Here is an 18,782-nt window from a genome sequence, read left to right as displayed (position 1 = left end):
GACCGACGAGGAGGAGCAGCAGGTGGGTGGTGCGGGACAGCCCTCGACGCCTGCAGCCCGGCCGTCAGGACGATTCCTGCTCCGTCTCCCGCACGCGCTGCCCGACCTGCTCGTGGTGGGGCTGGCGCTGCTGCTGCTCGGCCCCGCGCTGCTGCCGGGCTACGTGCTCTCCTACGACCTCGTGTGGGTGCGTGACCTCGCGGTGACCACGGCCGGCTGGGGGCTGGGCGACGGCGTCCCCCGGGCGGTGCCCTCCGACCAGGTGGTCGCCCTGCTCGACGAGGTCGTCCCGGGGATGCTGCTCCAGAAGGTGGTCCTGCTGGGCGCGCTCGTCGGCGCCGGCTGCGGGGCGCACCGGCTCGTGCGCACGTCGCCGCCGGCCGTACGGCTCGCGGCCGCGGCGGTGGCGCTGTGGAACCCCTTCGTCGCCGAGCGCCTCCTGCTCGGTCACTGGCCCGTGCTGCTGGCGTACGCCGCGCTCCCGTGGCTGCTGCTGGCCGGCCGCGCCCTGCGCGAGCGGGGCGGCGCCGGTCTGCCGCTCGTGGTCGCGCCGCTCGCGGCCGTCGGCGCGCTGAGCGCGTCGGCCGGCCTCACCACCACCGTGGCGCTCGTGCTCCTGGTAGGCGTCGTCGGGGGAGCGACCCGCCGTACGTGGGGAGCGCTCGGGCTCGTGGCCGTCGCGGCGAACGCGCCCTGGGTGGTGGCCGGGCTGGCCGCCGGTGCCGTGACGCGCCCGGACGCCGGCGCCGCCCGGGTGGCGGCCGAGGTCTTCGCGGCCCGCGGCCCGGGCGACCTCCCGGCCCCGGTCGCGGTGCTCGGTCTCGGCGGGGTGTGGAACACCGCCACCGTGCCCGACTCCCTCACCGGTCCGCGGGCGTGGGCCTGGGCGGTGCTGGTGGTGGCGGCCCTCGTCGGCCTGGCGCTGCGCAGTGGCCCTCCCCGCCGCGAGTCCGCCGCGGTGGGAGCGGCCGCAGCGGTGGGACTCGGCCTCGCGCTCCTGTCGTGGGCCGCGCCGGGCCTCCTGGCCGCCGTCGCGACCGCGGTGCCGGGCGGCGGCGTCCTGCGGGACGGCTCGCGCCTCGTCGGCCTGGCGGTGCCGGCCGTCGTGCTCGGCCTCGCCGCACTGGTCACCGCGGCGACCCGGGCGCTGCGGGGGCCCCCCGTCGTGGCCGCGTCCGTCGTCGCGGCGCTCCTGCCGGTGCTCCTGCTGCCCGACCTCGCCGGGGGAGCGGCCGGGCGGCTGGAGGCCGTCGCGATCCCCGGCGCGTACGGCGAGGCACGCGACGCCCTGCGCGCCGACGCCGCCGCGCGCGACCTGGCCGACCGCCCGGTGCTGGTGCTGCCGTTCGCGTCCTACCGCGCCCCCGACTGGAACGGGGGCCGTCCGGTGCTCGACCCGGTGCCCCGCCTGCTCGGCGGCCCGGCGCTCGTCTCGGACGAGCTGGTCGTCGCCGACCGCGTGGTCGCGGGGGAGGACCCCCGGGGTCCGGTCGTCCGGGCCGCCCTCGCCCTCGACACGCCGGAGGAGCGGTCGGCGGCGCTGCGGGAGGCGGGCGTCGCGTACGTCGTCCACGCCCGCGGCCCCGACGTCGACGCGGCGCCCGAGAGCCTGGCACCCGACCTGGCCGGCACGGCGCTCCTGCGCGACGAGCGCCTCGACGTCCAGCGCCTCGAGGGCGCCGACGGCCCGGCCGACGTCACGGCACCGGCCCCTTCCGGGGCGGCGAGGGTGGGCGCGGTGACGGTCGCGTGGGTGCTCTACGGCGGGCTGCTGGTGGCGCCGGCGGGAGCCGTCGTGCTGCGCCGCACGGGTGCTCCGGGGCGCGGCCCGGAGGACGGATCGCCGCGGTCGTGACGGGCCACGACACCCGACCTCGCGAAGATGCCCCGCGCGTCGTACTCGCTGGTATGCTCCGCCGTTAGGAAGAGGGAGGTCCATCATGGGCACGGGAATCATCGGCACGCTGGTGTCGCTCATCGTCGGCGGATCGGTCGCCGCAGTCACTGTCGTCGGTGTCGTGAGCTCGCAGACGGGCGCTCCGAGCGAGTCGCCCGGCAACTCGTCGGAGCCGGCCGCGTCGGTCATCCAGTACGGCGACAACTGACCCACCCTCGCCGACCATCGGTCGGCCGTGAGACTCACCGGCGTGGCGCCTCGGCGCCACGCCGGTTCTCTCATTTCAGGACGTGCGACCCACCGGTCGGGTCCAGCACGACGTCGAGCGTCTGGGCGAACCGCTCCTGCGCGTGCTCCCAGGTGAAGCGGTGGCTCACGGCGCGGGCGTCCTTGCCCAGCCGCTCGCGCAGGCCGGTGTCGGTCAGCAGCTGGCGCAGCGCGTCCACCAGCTCGTCGAAGGTGTCGACCAGGATCCCCGAGCGGCCCGCCTCGATCGACTCTCGCGTTCCCCCGGCCGAGGCGTAGGCGACCGTCGGCACGCCGTGCGAGCCGGCCTCGCCGATGACGAGGCCCCACCCCTCCTTGAGCGACGGCGTCGCCATCACCCAGCTGAGCGCGTAGACGTCGTGCTTGGCCTGCTCGTCGACCTGGCCGTGGAAGGTGACGAGGTCCCCGGCCCCGGCGGCGTCGGCGTGGTCGGCCAGCTCGTCGGCCCACCACCCCGACCCGACGACGTGGAGGCGGACGCCCGGCACGTCGTCGCGCAGCCGGGCGACCGCGTCGATGGCGTGCTCGACCTGCTTGTGGGGCACGAGGCGGCCCACGACGCACACGGTCGGGGTCGCCGCGCGCTCGACGCTGCTCGGCAGCGCCGGGTCGGTGCCGTTGTGCACGACGTCGATCCGCTCGCGGTCGACACCGAGCTCGACCAGCTCCTCCCGGGTCGCGGACGACACCGCGACGTACCGGGAGCGCCGGTAGACGCGCGGGGCGAGGGTGCGCTCCACCCACCAGCCGACGTGGCCCATCAGCCCGGGGTAGACCACGGGCCACTGCTCGCGGTGCACGTGGTGCACGAGCACGACGACCGGGGCGCGGGTGACGAGCCGCGAGAGGAACGGCAGGCCGTTCTGCACGTCGACCACGAGGTCGGGACGTCCGAGCCGGCCGGTGAGCAGGAGCCAGAGGCCCCAGAGGTAGACGGTGGTCTTCGACCCGGCCCGCACGAACCGGATGCCGTCGCGGGTCTCCCGGGCGGGGGCGGCCTCGTGGGCGGCGCAGAAGACGGTCACGCGGGCCCCCCGGGCGACCAGGCCGGCGGCCATCCGCTCCAGGTAGCGCTCCGCTCCGCCGCCCTCGGGGTTGGCGGTGTCGCGCCAGCTCAGGAACACGACGTGACGACCCTGCACCTGCGATCCACCCTCCACCTGCCGGCCGACCGGGCGGTCGACCGCGCGAGGCTATCCCACCTGCCGGTGCGCACCCCTACTGCCGGGTAGTGTCCCCCGGGTGCGTCCACCGACCGATGCGCGTCGCGCCCCCACCGGCCCGCCGCGACCCCGAGCAGCAGCCCGCGCCGCCCGGGCGGCCCGTCGGTCGGCGACCCTGCGACGTGCCGTCCACCTCTTCCGCGAGTTCGGCTACGAGCAGCCCGATCCGGCGCGGTTCTACACGGCCCTGGCGCAGGACTCGGTGGCGCAGCTGGGCCGGTACGCCGACCTCGACGGCGCCACCCTCCTCGACGTGGGCGGCGGGCCCGGCTACTTCCGACGCGCCTTCGAGGGGGCGGGCGCGACGTACGTCGCCCTCGACGCCGACGCGGGTGAGCTGGCCGGCGCGGGCGACGTGCACCCTCGCACCGTCATGGGCAGCGGCATGGCCCTGCCGTTCGCGGACGCCTCCGTCGACGTCTGCTACTCCTCCAACGTGCTCGAGCACGTGCCGTCGCCCTGGCTGATGGCCGACGAGATGCTGCGTGTGACCCGGCCCGGCGGCCTCGTGTTCCTCTCCTGGACCGTCTGGTTCGGCCCCTGGGGCGGCCACGAGACGGCGCCGTGGCACTACCTCGGCGGTCGCTACGCGCGCCGTCGCTACACCCGCACGCACGGCCACGAGCCGAAGAACAAGTACGGCGAGTCGCTCTACGCCGCGACCGTCGCCCAGGGCCTGCGCTGGGCCCGCACGCAGGAGGCCGGCGAGGTCGTCGCCGTGCTGCCGCGGTACAACCCCTGGTGGTCCTGGTGGCTGCTGCGGGTGCCGCTCGTGCGTGAGGTGGTGACGTGGAACCTCGTGATCGTGCTGGAGCGACGCTGACCGACGAGGGCCGGGCGACCTTCCGCCTCCGCCTCCTCGCCGCCTGCGTCCTGCTCGCCGGGCTCGCGTTCGTCCAGTCGCCCGGCTTGCTGGTCTCCGACACGAAGTTCGATCTCGTGGCCGACCCGGGAGGCTTCCTCGGCCGGGCGCTCTCGCTGTGGGACCCCGAGGGCACCTTCGGCCAGGTGCAGAACCAGGCCTACGGCTACCTCTGGCCGATGGGGCCCTTCTTCTGGCTCGGCGACGCGCTCGGCCTGCCGGGCTGGACGGTGCAGCGGCTGTGGTGGGTGCTCGTGCTCTGCACCGCGTTCGTCGGCACCGCGCTGCTGCTGCGCGCCCTCGGCGTGCGCTCCGACCTCGCGGCCCTCGTCGGCGGTGCGGCGTTCGCCCTGTCGCCGCGGATGCTGACGGTCATCGGTCCCAGCTCCATCGAGGTGTGGCCGTCCGCGCTGGCCCCGTGGGTGCTGCTCGCCCTCGTCGTCGGGAGCCGCCGGGGCTCGCCCCGGCGGGCCGCCGCCTGGGCCGGCCTCGGGGTCGCGATGGTCGGCGGCGTCAACGCGGCCGCCACGTTCGCCGTCATTCCGCTGGGTGCGGTGTGGCTCCTGACGCGCGAGCGCGGGCCCCGCCGCACGGCCCTCCTCGTCTGGTGGCCCGTCTTCACGCTGCTGGGCACGCTCTGGTGGCTCGTTCCGCTGTTCCTCATGGGCGCCTACAGCCCGCCGTTCCTCGACTTCATCGAGACCAGCTCGGTGACGACGTTCCCCGCCACGGTCTTCGACACGCTGCGCGGCACCTCCAACTGGGTGCCGTACGTCGACGCGCGCTCGCGCGCCGGCAACGACCTCGTCGTCACCTCCTACCTGGCGCTCAACAGCGGCGTCGTGCTGCTGCTCGGCGCCGCCGGGCTGCTGCACCGGCGCACCCCGCACCGCCCCTTCCTCGCCCTCGGCCTGCTGCTGGGCGTGCTCATGGTCGCCGCCGGTCACCTCGGCGCGGTCTCCGGCTGGCTCAGCGGCGACGTCGCCGCCGCCCTCGACGGCGCGCTGGCGCCCCTGCGCAACGTGCACAAGTTCGACCCGGTCGTGCGCCTGCCCCTCGTCGTGGGTCTGGCCTTCCTCCTCGACCACGCGGTCGGCGCGCGCGCCTCGGCGGAACGGTCCGGGCTGTTCCTCGAGCGTGGGGTCCTGCTCGTGACCACGGTCGCCGTGGTCGCGGGCGCCGCGACCCCGGCGCTCCTGGGCCGGCTGGCGCCCGCCGACGAGACGCTGGCCGTGCCGACGTACTGGCAGGAGACCGCCCGCTTCCTCGCCGCCGAGGACGGCGCGGCCGCCGACGGCCCGGACGACGGAGGCGGAGGCGACGGGGGCGGGGGCGACGGGGGCGGCGTCGCCCTCCTGGCCCCCGGGTCGGGGTTCGCGGACTACCAGTGGGGCAGCACCCGCGACGAGCCGCTGCAGTTCGAGGCCGACTCCCGCTGGGCCGTCCGCAACGTCATCCCGCTCACCCCGCCCGCCACGATCCGCATGCTCGACGGCGCGGAGCAGCGGCTCGCCCAGGGCCTGGGCGGCGCGGGCCTCACGGCGTACCTCCAGCGGGCGGGCGTGCGGCACCTCGTCGTGCGCAACGACCTGGTGCCGGACGGCGACCTGCCGTCGGCCGCCCTGGTGCACCAGGCCCTCGACGGCTCGCCCGGCATCGAGCGCGTCGCCACGTTCGGGCCCCGCACCGGCGGCGAGGCGTTCGTCGAGGACGACGGGCGCCGGCTGGTGCTCGAGGGCGGGTGGCGCGACGCGTACGACGCCGTCGAGGTCTACGAGGTGCAGGACGTCGCGACCCAGGTGGCCGCGGGCACGCCCGACGTGGTCGTCGGCGGCCCCGAGGACCTGGTCGACCTCCTCGACCTCGGCGTGGTCGACGACCGCCCGACCGTGCTCGGCGTCGACGTGCCGGACGAGGACCTGGCGGGCTCGTTCGAGGACGCCCGGGTCGTGCTCTCCGACGGGCTGCGGGCCCGGGAGCGCGCCTTCGCCCGCATCCACGACGCCACGAGCCCCGTGCTGACGGGTGACGAGCCGCGCCGTACCGGCAACCCCGCGCGCGACTACCTCCTCGACACCGACGACCGCTGGTCCACGACGGCGCGGTACGTCGGGGCCGCCGACGTCTCCGCCAGCTCGTCGGCCTCCGACGCCGGTGCCTTCGGGGGCTCGCGTCGCGGGGAGCAGCCGTACGCCGCGCTCGACGGCTCGCCCGACACCTCGTGGACGGCCGGCGCGGCCGGCTCGGGCCGCGCCTCGTGGCGCCTCGATCTCGACGAGCCGCTCCGGCTGCCGCGCCAGGTCACCCTCGTCGGCGGCGACCGGGCCGCCGAGGAGCAGGTGGTCCGGCTCGTCTGGGCCGGCGGACGGAGCGAGGAGCTCGCCCTCGGACCGGGGGAGTCCGTCGAGGTCGACGTGCCCCGCCAGGACGAGGAGGTCCGCTGGCTCCAGGTCGAGGACGCCTCACCGGCCGGCGAGCAGGACATCTCCCTGGCCGAGGTCGAGGTGCCCGGCGTCGAGGTCGAGCGCTGGCTCGACCTGCCGCGGCTGCCCGAGGGCTGGGGCGCCCCCGACGCCGTCGTGCTGCGGGCCGACCGCGACGCGCGCGACGGGTGCGCGGAGGTCGGTCTCGCGGTGCGCTGCGCCGCCACGCTCGAGGTGCCCGACGAGGAGGCGACCGAGGTCCGTCGGACGTTCGGACTGCCCGAGCAGGCCGACTACGGCATGGCGGTGACCGTGCGGCCGCGGGGCGGTGACGCGCTCTCGGGTCTGCTCGACGACGGCTCGCAGATCACGCCGCGGGCCTCGTCCCTCGCCGTCAGCGACCCGAGGGCGTCCGCCCCGGCGGCGGTCGACGGGCGCCCCGGCACGACCTGGACGGCGGACCCCGACGACCCGCGGCCCACCCTCGACCTCACGTGGCTGGGGGAGCGCACCCTGACGGCCGTCGAGGTGGAGCTCGACGAGGGTGCCGCCGCCCGGGCCCCGACCCGCGTCACGCTCGTGTGGCCCGGAGGCCGTCGCACGGTCGACCTCGAGGACGGCCGCGCCGACCTCGACGGGGCGATCGTCACCGACCAGCTCGCGATCGAGGTCGACCGGGCGGAGACCGACGTCGCCGCACCGGGCGCGGGCGAGGACGAGGCGTCCGTCGGGATCTCCGAGCTGCGCCTCACCGGCGCCCCGGACCGCTTCCGCGACCGGCTCAACGGCACCGTGCTGGCGTGCGGCAGCGGCCCGTTGCTGCAGGTGGGCGACGTGGCGGTCCCGACGGCGGTGCGGATCGAGGGTGCCGTGCTGGACGGCGGCACGCTGCAGGCCCTGCCGTGCCCGTTCGGCAACGTCTCCTCCGGCGACTCGGACGACCCCGACGCGCCGTTCCTCCGGCTCGAGCGCGGTGACACCGACGTCACCGTGACCGACAACCCGGCCTTTGCCCTCGACGCGCTGGTGCTGACCCGGGTGGACGGCCAGGAGGTCTCCGGCGCCGCGCCCACCCCCGCCGGCGCCCTGGACCCCGCCACGTCGACGCGCTCGGTGCCGGTCGGTCCCGACGACGCCGTCGCCGTCGTGCGGGAGAACGCCAACCCCGGCTGGCGGGCGACCCAGGACGGGTCGTCCCTGGAGCCGGTCGTGCTCGACGGCTGGCAGCAGGGCTGGCTGCTCGACGGTGACGCCACCGGACCCGTCGACGTCGCGTTCGCCCCCGCCGGCACCTACCGCGCCGGACTGCTCGTGGGCCTGGGCGCCGTGCTGCTCCTGCTCGCCGCGACCGTCGGTGCGGGCGTCGTACGGCGGGTGCGGCGTCGGCCTGCCGCCGCGTCCGAGGACCTGCCCGCCGTCGGCGACGGCCGACCGCCCGCCGCGGTCGTGGGCGTGGGCGTGCTCGTCGGCCTCGGGGTGGTCTCCGGGACGACCGGTCTGCTCGTCGCCCTCGTCGCCGGTGGCCTCGTCGTGCTCGTCGGCCGACGCTGGCCCGGCAGCGCCGAGGACGTCGTGCCCTGGCTCTTCGCGCTCCCGCTGTTCGTCGCGGCGGCGGCGTACGCCCTGCAGCCCTGGGGGTCGGCCAACGGGTGGGCCGGCACGGCGGCGTGGCCGCAGTACCTCGCCGTCGCCACCCTCGCCGCGATCGTGCTCCGGGGGGTGCTGCTCCCGGGTCCGCCCGAGGCCGCGGACCCGGCGGGGGCTCAGGTCACCGACACCGGCGGGGACGGCACCGTCGGGGAGGAGCGGCGCGCGAAGCGCTGGGCCGGCGCCTCCACCCAGCGGTAGGCGAGCTCGGCGGCGCCGTACGAGAGCACCAGCGTCAACGCCCAGATGCCCAGCAGGTGACCGCCGAACAGCTCCCAGCCGGTCACGAACATGACGCCGTGGAGGATCGGGAGGTGCAGGCAGAAGATGCCGTACGAGACGACCCCGACCCGACGGGCGAACCGGTTGCCCAGCAGGCGGGCGTAGCCCGGGGTGCTGGGGAAGACGCCGGTCAGCACGACGAGGCCGGCGACGACGGCGTACAGCAGGTTCTTCACGACGTGCTCGGTCGGTGAGAGCGGCGCCAGCATGGTCGGCCCGGCCAGCGGCGTCGCGCCGACGAGGAGCAGACCGGCGGCGATGGTCCAGCACGCGCCGGGCTGGCGGGCGAGGCTCCGGGCGGCGGCGGTGACGCGGCCGCCCCGGTCCGTCGCGTCGAGCACGCTGAGGAACGCGAGCCCGATGCCGACGGCGAACCAGCTGAGGAAGCCGGGCAACCACTCCGTCGGCGAGCCGGCCGAGACCCGCTCGACGCCGACGAGGTACCAGGCGACCGAGGCGCCCGCCATGACGGCGAGCAGGAGGCCGACCCGGCGGCGGCCCCGCGGCGTGGCGAGGCCCGTCCCGGTCCGGGAGCGTCCGAGGCCGACGAGCATGAGCAGGGGCAGCACGACGTAGAACGCGACCTCGACGCCCAGGCTCCACAGGTGGGTGATGCCGGCCGGGTAGACCCCGCCGACGTAGCTGCTGGTCAGCGTGAGGGCGGCGATCCGCTCCCCGGCCGTGAGGTCGCGGTTGTCGTGCAGGAGCACCAGCGCGATGCCGACGGCGAGGACCGCGAGCGGCGTGATCCGCCAGAAGCGCCGGGAGAGGTACGTCGCGGTGCTCGGCCGGGACCGGCCCTCCGTCGCCGCCAGCAGGTGGGGGCGGGCGAGCAGGAAGCCGGAGAGCACGAAGAAGAGGGCGACCCCGACGTCGAGCCGGGCGAGCAGCGAGCCGAACCAGCCGTGGCCGGTGTAGGTGCCGGCCCAGAAGGCGGTGTGCGTCGTGAGCACGGCCACCGCCCCGACGGCGCGCAGCGTGTCGAGCAGGGGGAACCAGGTGGTGCGCGCGGTGGTGCCCGGGGCACGCACGGGCTCGACGACGGTCACAGGAGTCCTCCGGGGGATGGCAGGCCGACGACGACGGAGTCGACGCAGATGGCGTTGGAGGGGTCGGAGCCGGAGGACCGCCGGACGACCACGTCGTCCACCTCGCCGCTCACCCGCACGTAGACATTGTGGACCCCGGCGCGCAACAGCACCTCGACCTCGCTGTCACCGGCCCGCACCACGACGCTCTGGTTGCTCGCGCTGAGGTAGCCGACCTGCAGCCACCAGTCGAACTCGAAGGCGGCCCGCTCGAGGGGGATCACGGTGCGCCCGTCGACGCCCCACCCGCAGCCGGCGTCGGGCCCGGGCAGCGAGGACACGCCACCGACGACCGCCTGCCGCAGCAGCCCGTCGTCGCCGAGCACGCCGAGGTGCTCGGTGGTGTCGGGGAAGCGGACGTTCACGGTGGTGAGGTCGAGCAGGGTTCGCGTCGTGTTGAACGGCTGGGTCACCCCGGGCATGACGTACGGCGGCACGACCGTGTCGGCGAGGTCGACGACGCCCCGGCTGCTCGCGTCGGCCTGGGCGGCCTGCACGTAGGCGGCCCCCGGGTTGCGGTCGTGCCAGGCCCCGACGTACGTGCGTCCGCTGAGCAGGCCGCCGGCGAGCACGCCCACGACGGCGACCACGGCCACCGCCCGGAGGGCCGGCCGGGCCGCAGGTCGCGCCACCGCGGCGGCCAGCCGGCCCGACGGGCGACGGGCGGTGCTGCTCTCCGGCGCACCGGCCAGGGGGAGCAGCACGAGACCCAGCACCAGGACGGTGACGGGGGCGGCGTCGGTGAGGTAGCGGTACTCCCGACCGATCGAGGGGCCTGCGACGGGCACCCGGGTGAGCAGCAGGAGCACGAAGTCGGCCGCGAGCCAGACGAGCAGGAGGACCCACGCGCGGCCCGCGCGGCGTCGTACGAGGAAGGTGACGCCGACCAGGAGCACGGTCGCCAGCAGGGCCAGGACGACCGCGGCGACGGGGGCGTCGGCGTACGACGTCGGCGGGATCGACTCGTCCCAGCGCCACGGTCCGCCCCACATGCCCGGCACGTAGGACTCGAGCAGCATCGTGCGCACGAGGTCGCGGACGACCCCTGGCCCCAGCGGCTGCTGGCCCTCCGAGAACGCCTGGGGCACGAGCACGACGTACGCCGCGGCCGCCGCGGCGCCCAGGACGACGCCCGCGACCACCGCACCCGGGTGGCGGCGCACCAGGTGGACGACACGGGCACGCGGGCCGCCGCGGGCGAAGAAGGCGACGGCGATGCCGGCGAGGAGGGGGAGCAGGAGCAGGGCCTTGATGTAGCAGGCCAGGCCGAGCACGACCAGCGCCAGCGTCGCCACGAGCCACCGGCGGCCCCGGCCGCGGAGGTAGAGCACCCACGTGGTCACGCTGGCGAACAGCACGGCCTGGAACGGCACCTGGTTGAGCGCGGCCGCCCACCACATCGTGGCGGACCACGTGATCGCGGAGGTGAGGTAGAGCGCGAGGAGGGGGAGGACGGCGGGGCGGCGCCCGAAGAGCACCAGGAGCATCACGAGGCACGCGAGCGAGGCCACCAGCTGCGCCCCGAGCACCAACGACGCCGCGAGGGGCCAGCTCACCGGGGACGTGCCGGCCACGACCTCGGCGGCGAGCCGCCCCAGCGGCATGAACTGGCTGTCGAAGGGCCGCAGCAGGTCGGCCGTCCAGCCGTCCGAGCGTCGCGCGTCGGTGAGGAGCCGGTAGTCGTCGGTGTAGAACCACGAGCCGTAGAGCGCCCACGCCCGCAGGGCCAGGTGCGCCAGCACGAGCAGCACGCCCACCTGCACGACGCGGCGCGGACGCCGCAGCTCGGTGAGGTAGTCGGGGCCGCGGCGGGCGGTCGGCGCGACCTCGTCGTGCGGCGGGGGCGCGGAGCGGCCGTCCCTGGTGGTCACGGGCACGTCGGCGAGTGTCCCACAGCCCCCGCCGCCGCGCGTGAGCAGAGCCACGCGGGCAGGGGTTGACGAGCGGCTCCTCCCTCCGGGCCACGGAGGTCGGATCTGCTCGTCCGAAACGGGTTACGCGTGCGTAACTTGCTGCTACTGTCTGGCGACCATCAGCATTCCTGGGAGGGAAAACCGTGCGTAAGTTCGGAATGTGGGCGCTGCTCTTCGTGGGCTCGTTCCTGCTCGTCGCGGCGCTCGTCGCCCGCGTCTGGGGCTACCCCGCCGCGCAGAAGACACCACTCGACACGGACTCGGACACACGTCTCTCGGGCGAGGCCAGCGGCGCCGTCGTGCAGGTCGGCGACGGCGAGCCGCAGCCGGTCAAGGCGCAGAACATCACCAAGGCCGACTCGGACGCGTCCGACGGTGACGTCGTCGTCTTCGCCGCCGGCACCTGCCTCGTCGTCGACGAGGACCTCGACGCCGACACCTACTGCCTGCCGGACGACGACCTGCGCGTCGTCACGATCTCGGCCGAGGCGTTCGCGACCGACCGCACGTCCGCGGTCGCGGTCGAGAACGGCGACTACGTCCCCTCGGGCACGGAGCAGAAGGAGGGCCTCGTCAACAAGTGGCCCTTCGACGTGCAGCAGGAGGACTACGACGTCTGGGACGACGTGCTCGGTGAGACCGTGACGGCGGAGTACACCGGCACGGAGGACATCGACGGCCTCGAGACCTACAAGTTCGAGTACTCGGTCGACAACGTCTCCACCGACGTCGCCGCCGACACCCCCGGCACCTACAGCCAGACCAAGGTCTACTGGATCGACCCGGGCACCGGCTCGATCATCAAGCAGACGCAGGACGAGCTGCGCGAGCTGGAGAACGGCAACGTCGCCCTCGACCTCGAGCTCGCCTACACCGACGACACGGTGCAGAACAACGTCGACGCCGCGAAGGACAACAACGCGACGCTCAAGCTGATCAGCACCTGGATCCCGCTGTTCGGCGGCATCCTCGGCGTGCTCTTCCTGCTGGGCGGCCTGTTCCTCGCCGCCACCGGCAACCGGGGCGGCCGTCGGGTGCAGGACAAGGACGCGACCGTCTGACCTGCTCGACCGCACCACCACGACCCGGCCCCGGTGGCCCGCCCTCGCGGCGGTGCCCCGGGGCCGGTCCCGTTCTCGGCTGCCCTCGCTCAGGCCAGCCGGTCGGCGACGTAGATCGCCGTGCCGGGCGTGAGCATGCCGCGCGTGCGCGACCATCCGCCCCACACGCGGTCGTGGTCGCTGGGCCACTGGGGCTCGGCGATGTCGACGAGGGTGAAGCCGTGGCGGTGCAGCAGGCGCACCCAGTCACCGATGGTGCGGTGGTGCTCGACGTAGAGGGTGTCCCCGGTCTCGGGGTCGACCTCGACGTACGGCGTCGCGTCCCAGTAGGACTGCTCGGCGACCAGCCCGCCCTCGCCCGGGTCGTCCGGGAACATCCAGCGCGTCGGGTGGGTGATGGAGAAGGCGAACCGGCCCGGTCGCCGCAGCACGCGGGCCACGTCGGCGACCGCCTGGTCGATGTCGCGCACGAACTGCAGCGCGCCGAACGACGAGAACACCACGTCGAAGGACGCGTCGGCGAACGGCAGGTGGGTGGCGGTGCCCTGCACCGACGGCACCTCGACGCCCGTCTCGACGTCGATGCGCCGCGCGTGCTGCAGCTGGCGGAAGGAGAGGTCGAGGCCCACCGGGCGTCCGCCCCGTGCCCGCACCCAGCGGGAGCACTGCCCGGCGCCGGACCCGACCTCGAGCACGTCGCGCCCGGCCACCTGGCCGAGCAGGGCGAGCGTGTCCTCGGTGTGGCCCTCCGGTCCCCAGAGGAAGCCGATGTCGCCGAGGAAGTCGCCGTGGGTGGCCTGGTACTCGTCGGCGTAGCGGTCCCAGTCGGCGCGGTTCGCGCGGCGCGACTCGGCCTCGCTGGCGCTGCGACGGACGGACGACACGGCCGGCTGGTCGGGCTGGGCTGGTTCGGCGGGTCGGGCGGGCGGGAGTGGAGTGGGGGAGTCCGTGCTCACGGCCACCAGCCTACGGACGCCGACGGCCCCGACCGTTGCTCGGTCGGGGCCGTCGGTGCGCGCGGGCCGCGCGGCGGCGTCGTACGGCGTCAGCGGCCGCTGTTGGGTCCGCTGTAGGCGTCGCTCGGGTCGAAGCGGCCCTGCACCTCCTCGCCGTCCATGCGCCCGCCCCGGTCGGTGTCGAAATGCGTCGGGTCGGTCTTGCGGCGTCCGAACCGTGCGTTCGCCGACCCGGTGACCTCCTGGGCGTCGGTCAGGCCGTCGCGGTCGGTGTCGGGGTGGTTCGGGTCGGACTTCCTCAGGCCGATCACGTACGAGCCCCGCACCAGGCGGACGTTCTGGTTGATGGTGACGCCGTAGACCTCGGTCCGGTCCTGCAGGCCGTCGCCGTCGGTGTCCTTGCGCAGCGGGTTCGTGCGCACCAGGTCGAGGCGGTAGGCGCGGTTCGGCCGGTAGACGACACCCTGGTTCATCCGGAACCCGATGAGCTCGGCGCCGTCGCCCAGCCCGTCGTTGTCGGTGTCGGCGAACTGCGGTCGGGTGCCGGTCTCGCGCACCTCGTGGCCGTCGCCGAGGCCGTCGCGGTCGGTGTCGGGGTTGAGCGGGTTGGTCCGGTGGGTCAGGACCTCCTGGCCGTCCGTGAGCCGGTCGTCGTCGCTGTCGCGGTCGAGCGGGTCGGTGCCGTGGCGCAGGACCTCGGCGCCGTCCGTGAGCCCGTCACCGTCGGTGTCCGGGTTGCGGGGGTCGGTGCCGATGCGGGTCTCCTCGTCGTTGGGCAGCCCGTCGCCGTCGATGTCGGGGTTCTCGCGCACCGTGACCGTGACGCTGTCGGCCGCCGAGACGTTGCCGGCGCGGTCGGCCTGGGTCGCGGCGACGACGCGCCGCCCGGGGGCGAGCGGCGTGCGCGGCGCCAGCGACCAGCGGCCGTCGGTGCCGACCTGCGTGGAGCCGACCGGTCGGCCGTCGACGGTCACCGTGACCGTGGCGCCGGCCTCGCCCGTGCCGGTGACGGCCGGAGGCGAGGTCTCGAGCGTCGCGCCGTCGGTCGGGGCCGTGATGACCGGGGCGTCCGGCGCGGTGGTGTCGACGGTGAAGTCGACGGCGTCGGCGGGCGAGGTGTTGCCGGCGGGGTCGGTCTGGGTGGCCTCCACGGTGTGGGGGCCCTCGCCGAGCGGGGTGCCGGGGGTGACGCTCCAGGTGCCGTCGGTGCCGACGACGTCGGTGCCGACCACGGTGCCGTCGATCTCGACGGTGACGGTGGCCCCGGGCTCGCCGGTGCCGGTCACGTCGGGCGTGGTGTCGCGGACGGCCGACCCGTCGGTCGGCGCGGTGACCACCGGGGCGCCCGGCGTGGCGGTGTCGACCGTGACGTCGACGGCGTCGGCGGGGGAGGTGTTGCCGGCGGGGTCGGTCTGGGTGGCCTCCACCGTGTGGGTGCCGTCGCCGAGCGGCGAGGTGACCGGCACCGTCCAGCGGCCGTCGTCCCCGACGGTCGTCGTGCCGACCGGGACGCCGTCGACGGACACCTCGACCTCGCTGCCGGGCACGCCGGTGCCCGTGACGTCCGGGGTCGTGTCCGTCGTGACCGAGCCGTCCGGCGGCGTGAGGATCACCGGTGCGGCGTCGGCCGTGACGTCGACGGTGAAGTCGACCTCGGGGGAGGTGAGGCCGCCGTACGCGCCGGTCACGGTGTGCGGGCCCTCGGCGAGCGGGGCGCCGGGGGTGAACGTCCAGCGGCCGTCGCCGCCCACGGGGGCGGTGCCGCGCACGGTGCCGTCGATGACGACCGTGACGGTCTGGCCCGGCTCGCCGGTGCCGCTCACCTCCGGCGTGGCGTCGTTGGTGACGGCGCCGTCGGTCGGCCGGGTCACGGCCGGGCGGTCGATGCCCGGGCACTCGGCGCCGCCGACGGGGGCCTCCGCCGACGCGGTGAGGGGGAAGAGGTCGAGGTCGAGCAGGCGTACGGCGCCCGCCAGCAGCGTCGCGTCGACGTGCAGCACCGCGGCGCTCGCGGAGGCGGTGGTGCCGTCGGCGGACTCCACGACGTCCTCGAGCTGGCCGAGCGAGATGTCCAGGTCGACGAGCGTCGACAGGGGCGCGGGGAGCGAGATGTCGGTGGGGGAGCCGTCGGCGTCCAGCCGCACGGTGCGGCTGCCGACCTTCACGGTGACCAGGGGGGCGTCGTACGCGACCTCGGCCCCGCCGGGGCGACCGGTCGCGGTGGCGACGAGCGAGGGCGCGTCGTTGACGCTGATCTCGACGTTGCCGCCCAGCAGCTTCACGACCGCGGTCGAGCCGGCCGCCGTGGCGACCACGTCGCGCCCGTCGACGTCGGTCGCCGCGTTGGGCACCAGCTCCGTGGTCGAGGTCGTCGACGCGGTGCCGGGCAGCTCGAGGAGCGCACCGACGAGCGGCACGTCGAGGAGCCGCACGTTCGCGGTGGCGACGGACGAGCCGGCGACCGGCGTGCCGGGGGCGACGCACGAGAGGCCGGTGGGGGCGCTGCGGGCGTGGGCCGCGGACTCCGAGACCCCGAGCGTGAGCAGCGGGGCCAGCGCGCCGCTGCGGCCGCCGGCCACCATCGGCGTGGCGTTGTCCGGGGGCGCGCTCTGGTCGACGCGGGCCAGGATGCTGGGCAGGTCGGTGCCGAGCAGCGACGTCTCCAGGTTGCTGGCGTAGGCGTTCGACGCGGCGCCCGCGACGGTCGTGCGGGAGACGCCGACGGCGACGTCGGCCACGGAGACGAGCCCCCCGACGTTGACGGCGTCGATCCCGAGCACCTCCGCCCGGGGCGCCGCGGCGACCGCGGGCGGGACGACGGGCTCGGCGGCGGCCGGGCTGACGGGACCGAGCGTGGCGACGCCGGTCAGGGCAACGGCGAGGCCGCTGACGGCAGCGGTGACGGAACGGAAGCGCATGGTGACCCCCCTCTGGGACGTGCCGGGCCCAACGGGGTGCTCGACGTAACGTCACCGACATCACGGCAGGTCGGCGAGCGGTCTAGACGACCGGTGGCGGGGGTGGTCCCGTGGTGGTAGGCAGGTGGGTCGCGCCGGACCCCGCGGGGCCGCCGCGCAGGGCGGTTGGACGCGGCGCTGCGCCCCGGCGTACCCTTCTAGATGCGCCAGAGGTCTGCCTGCGTCCCGGACGGAGCGGACCCGTGCTCACCACCCGCCCTGCAGCCGTCGTTCCACGCGGCCTCGGGCAGTCCCCACCGGTGGTGACGAGGGCCTCTGAGCGCCGCCGCACGACTCCAACTGTCCACCGCAAAGGTTCCCCCTCTACATGACGAGCACCATCTCCACTCTTCCGGACTACGACGCGCCTCAGGTCGCCGTGAACGACATCGGCTCGGAAGAGGACTTCCTTGCCGCCATCGACGCGACGATCAAGTACTTCAACGACGGCGACATCGTCGAGGGCACCATCGTCAAGGTCGACCGCGACGAGGTCCTCCTGGACATCGGCTACAAGACCGAGGGCGTCATCCCCTCGCGCGAGCTGTCGATCAAGCACGACATCGACCCCTCCGAGGTCGTCGAGGTCGGCGACAAGGTCGAGGCCCTCGTCCTCCAGAAGGAGGACAAGGAAGGCCGGCTGATCCTCTCCAAGAAGCGCGCACAGTACGAGCGCGCCTGGGGCACGATCGAGAAGGTCAAGGAGGAGGACGGCGTCGTCGAGGGCACCGTCATCGAGGTCGTCAAGGGCGGCCTCATCCTCGACATCGGCCTGCGCGGCTTCCTGCCCGCGTCGCTCGTCGAGATGCGTCGTGTGCGTGACCTGCAGCCCTACGTCGGCCAGACGCTCGAGGCGAAGATCATCGAGCTCGACAAGAACCGCAACAACGTCGTGCTGTCGCGTCGTGCGTGGCTCGAGCAGACGCAGTCGGAGGTCCGCCAGGGCTTCCTGACGCAGCTGCAGAAGGGCCAGATCCGCAAGGGCGTCGTCTCCTCGATCGTCAACTTCGGTGCGTTCGTGGACCTCGGCGGCGTCGACGGCCTCGTGCACGTCTCCGAGCTGTCGTGGAAGCACATCGACCACCCGTCCGAGGTCGTCACGGTGGGCGACGAGGTCACGGTGGAGGTGCTCGACGTCGACATGGACCGCGAGCGCGTCTCGCTGTCGCTCAAGGCGACGCAGGAAGACCCGTGGCAGCACTTCGCCCGCACCCACCAGATCGGCCAGATCGTGCCGGGCAAGGTCACCAAGCTGGTGCCCTTCGGTTCGTTCGTCCGCGTCGAGGAGGGCATCGAGGGCCTCGTGCACATCTCCGAGCTGGCCGAGCGCCACGTGGAGATCCCGGAGCAGGTCGTCCAGGTCAACGACGACGTCATGGTCAAGATCATCGACATCGACCTCGAGCGTCGCCGCATCTCGCTCTCGCTGAAGCAGGCGAACGAGACGGCTGCCGCGGCCGACGCCGAGGACTTCGACCCGACGCTCTACGGCATGACCGCGTCGTACGACGCCGAGGGCAACTACATCTACCCCGAGGGCTTCGACGTCGAGGCCAACGACTGGCTCGAGGGCTTCGACGAGCAGCGCGCCGCCTGGGAGGAGCAGTACGCCAAGGCGCACGCTCGCTGGGAGGCCCACGTCAAGCAGCAGGCCGAGGCCAAGGTGGCCGACGCCGAGGCCGGCGAGGCCACGTCGTACTCGAGCGGTGGCAACGACGAGGTCGCGGCCAGCGGTGGCAACGACAGCGGCAGCAGCACCAGCGGTGGCGGCGGCGGGTCGCTCGCCTCCGACGAGGCGCTGCAGGCGCTCCGCGAGAAGCTGACCGGCGGCGGTGCCTGAGCAGGTCGCCCAGCGACCGGCTCGCACCACCGGCTGACGTCGGTGTAGCAGCACGTACGACGAGCGCCCACCCCCGCGAGGGGGTGGGCGCTCGTCGCGTTTCCGGGCGGTGGTGGTGGTGGAGGTGGGCTCACGCGAGGTGGTGCCGGTGGGGCGGCAGCAGGTCCTCGTGGTGGGAGCGGGGAGGCGCGCCCCGGTCGTGGCGCAGCGCGTCGGTGGTCATGAGGACGGAGGTGACGAAGAGGACGGCGAGGAGGATCGCGAAGAAGGTCATGGCAGTAATGCTGCGCCCATGGGATTACCGCCACCAGTGGCGGAGATGCCGGGGTGCATCGATTTGCTGCCATCGACGTGGCACGATGGCGG

The 18,782-nt window shown here is 74.8% G+C and carries 12 protein-coding genes; 6 read left to right on the top strand and 6 right to left on the bottom strand.

Features of this window, described 5'->3' with window-relative positions; all coding sequences use genetic code 11:
* Positions 1 to 22 precede the first annotated feature (22 nt).
* Together K329_RS27065 and K329_RS30965 are read left to right on the top strand one after the other, a co-directional pair.
* Entirely contained in the window at positions 23 to 1,855 is a 1,833-nt protein-coding gene (locus tag K329_RS27065) for an MmpA family trehalose lipid delivery protein (protein WP_157571754.1), read from the top strand.
* 85 nt (positions 1,856 to 1,940) lie between these two features.
* Complete coding sequence (locus tag K329_RS30965; RefSeq protein WP_157571753.1) at positions 1,941 to 2,105, top strand: hypothetical protein; 165 nt, start codon at positions 1,941 to 1,943, stop codon at positions 2,103 to 2,105.
* A 70-nt stretch (positions 2,106 to 2,175) separates the two neighbouring features.
* Here K329_RS30965 and K329_RS27060 read toward each other — a convergent pair whose 3' ends face one another.
* Entirely contained in the window at positions 2,176 to 3,306 is a 1,131-nt protein-coding gene (locus K329_RS27060) for a glycosyltransferase family 4 protein (protein WP_245596569.1), read from the bottom strand.
* A 100-nt stretch (positions 3,307 to 3,406) separates the two neighbouring features.
* Here K329_RS27060 and K329_RS0114900 point away from each other — a divergent pair, with 100 nt between their 5' ends.
* Positions 3,407 to 4,210: a class I SAM-dependent methyltransferase gene (locus K329_RS0114900; protein ID WP_084541323.1), complete on the top strand. Its 804-nt coding sequence runs from the start codon at positions 3,407 to 3,409 to the stop codon at positions 4,208 to 4,210.
* A complete protein-coding gene (locus tag K329_RS0114895) occupies positions 4,177 to 8,520 on the top strand; it encodes an alpha-(1->3)-arabinofuranosyltransferase domain-containing protein (protein WP_028473674.1) in 4,344 nt (1,447 codons plus the stop codon). The genes K329_RS0114900 and K329_RS0114895 overlap by 34 nt, the downstream gene beginning before the upstream one ends.
* Here K329_RS0114895 and K329_RS27055 read toward each other — a convergent pair.
* Together K329_RS27055 and K329_RS0114885 are read right to left on the bottom strand one after the other, a co-directional pair.
* A complete protein-coding gene (locus K329_RS27055) occupies positions 8,436 to 9,650 on the bottom strand; it encodes an acyltransferase family protein (RefSeq protein WP_052336939.1) in 1,215 nt (404 codons plus the stop codon). The two genes, K329_RS0114895 and K329_RS27055, sit on opposite strands and share 85 nt — an antisense overlap.
* A complete protein-coding gene (locus tag K329_RS0114885) occupies positions 9,647 to 11,560 on the bottom strand; it encodes a UbiA prenyltransferase family protein (RefSeq protein WP_028473673.1) in 1,914 nt (637 codons plus the stop codon). The genes K329_RS27055 and K329_RS0114885 overlap by 4 nt, the downstream gene beginning before the upstream one ends.
* A 185-nt stretch (positions 11,561 to 11,745) precedes the next feature.
* On the opposite strand from K329_RS0114885, the gene pgfA reads away from it, so the two are divergent.
* Complete coding sequence (pgfA, locus tag K329_RS0114880) at positions 11,746 to 12,663, top strand: cell envelope lipid trafficking protein PgfA (RefSeq protein ID WP_157571752.1); 918 nt, start codon at positions 11,746 to 11,748, stop codon at positions 12,661 to 12,663.
* An 89-nt stretch (positions 12,664 to 12,752) separates the two neighbouring features.
* Here pgfA and K329_RS0114875 read toward each other — a convergent pair whose 3' ends face one another.
* The gene (locus K329_RS0114875; RefSeq protein WP_052336956.1) at positions 12,753 to 13,619 is read right to left on the bottom strand and encodes a class I SAM-dependent methyltransferase; all 867 of its coding nucleotides are present in this window, start codon (positions 13,617 to 13,619) and stop codon (positions 12,753 to 12,755) included.
* An 89-nt stretch (positions 13,620 to 13,708) separates the two neighbouring features.
* On the bottom strand, positions 13,709 to 16,537 hold the full coding sequence (locus K329_RS0114870; RefSeq protein WP_028473670.1) for an Ig-like domain-containing protein: 2,829 nt from the start codon (positions 16,535 to 16,537) through the stop codon (positions 13,709 to 13,711).
* Positions 16,538 to 16,904: 367 nt separating this feature from the next.
* Here K329_RS0114870 and rpsA point away from each other — a divergent pair, with 367 nt between their 5' ends.
* A complete protein-coding gene (gene rpsA, locus K329_RS0114865) occupies positions 16,905 to 18,416 on the top strand; it encodes a 30S ribosomal protein S1 (RefSeq protein WP_028473669.1) in 1,512 nt (503 codons plus the stop codon).
* Between the two features lie 130 nt (positions 18,417 to 18,546).
* On the opposite strand, the gene K329_RS30960 is transcribed toward rpsA, so the two are convergent.
* Positions 18,547 to 18,690 carry a hypothetical protein gene (locus K329_RS30960; RefSeq protein WP_157571751.1) on the bottom strand — a complete coding sequence of 48 codons (144 nt, stop codon included), beginning with the start codon at positions 18,688 to 18,690 and terminating at the stop codon, positions 18,547 to 18,549.
* Positions 18,691 to 18,782 lie beyond the last annotated feature (92 nt).

It is taken from the genome of Nocardioides alkalitolerans DSM 16699, assembly GCF_000426525.1.
GTDB classification, from domain to species: Bacteria; Actinomycetota; Actinomycetes; order Propionibacteriales; family Nocardioidaceae; genus Nocardioides; species Nocardioides alkalitolerans.
Note: the sequence above shows the minus strand (reverse complement) of the source record. Positions and strands in the feature narration are given on the sequence as shown.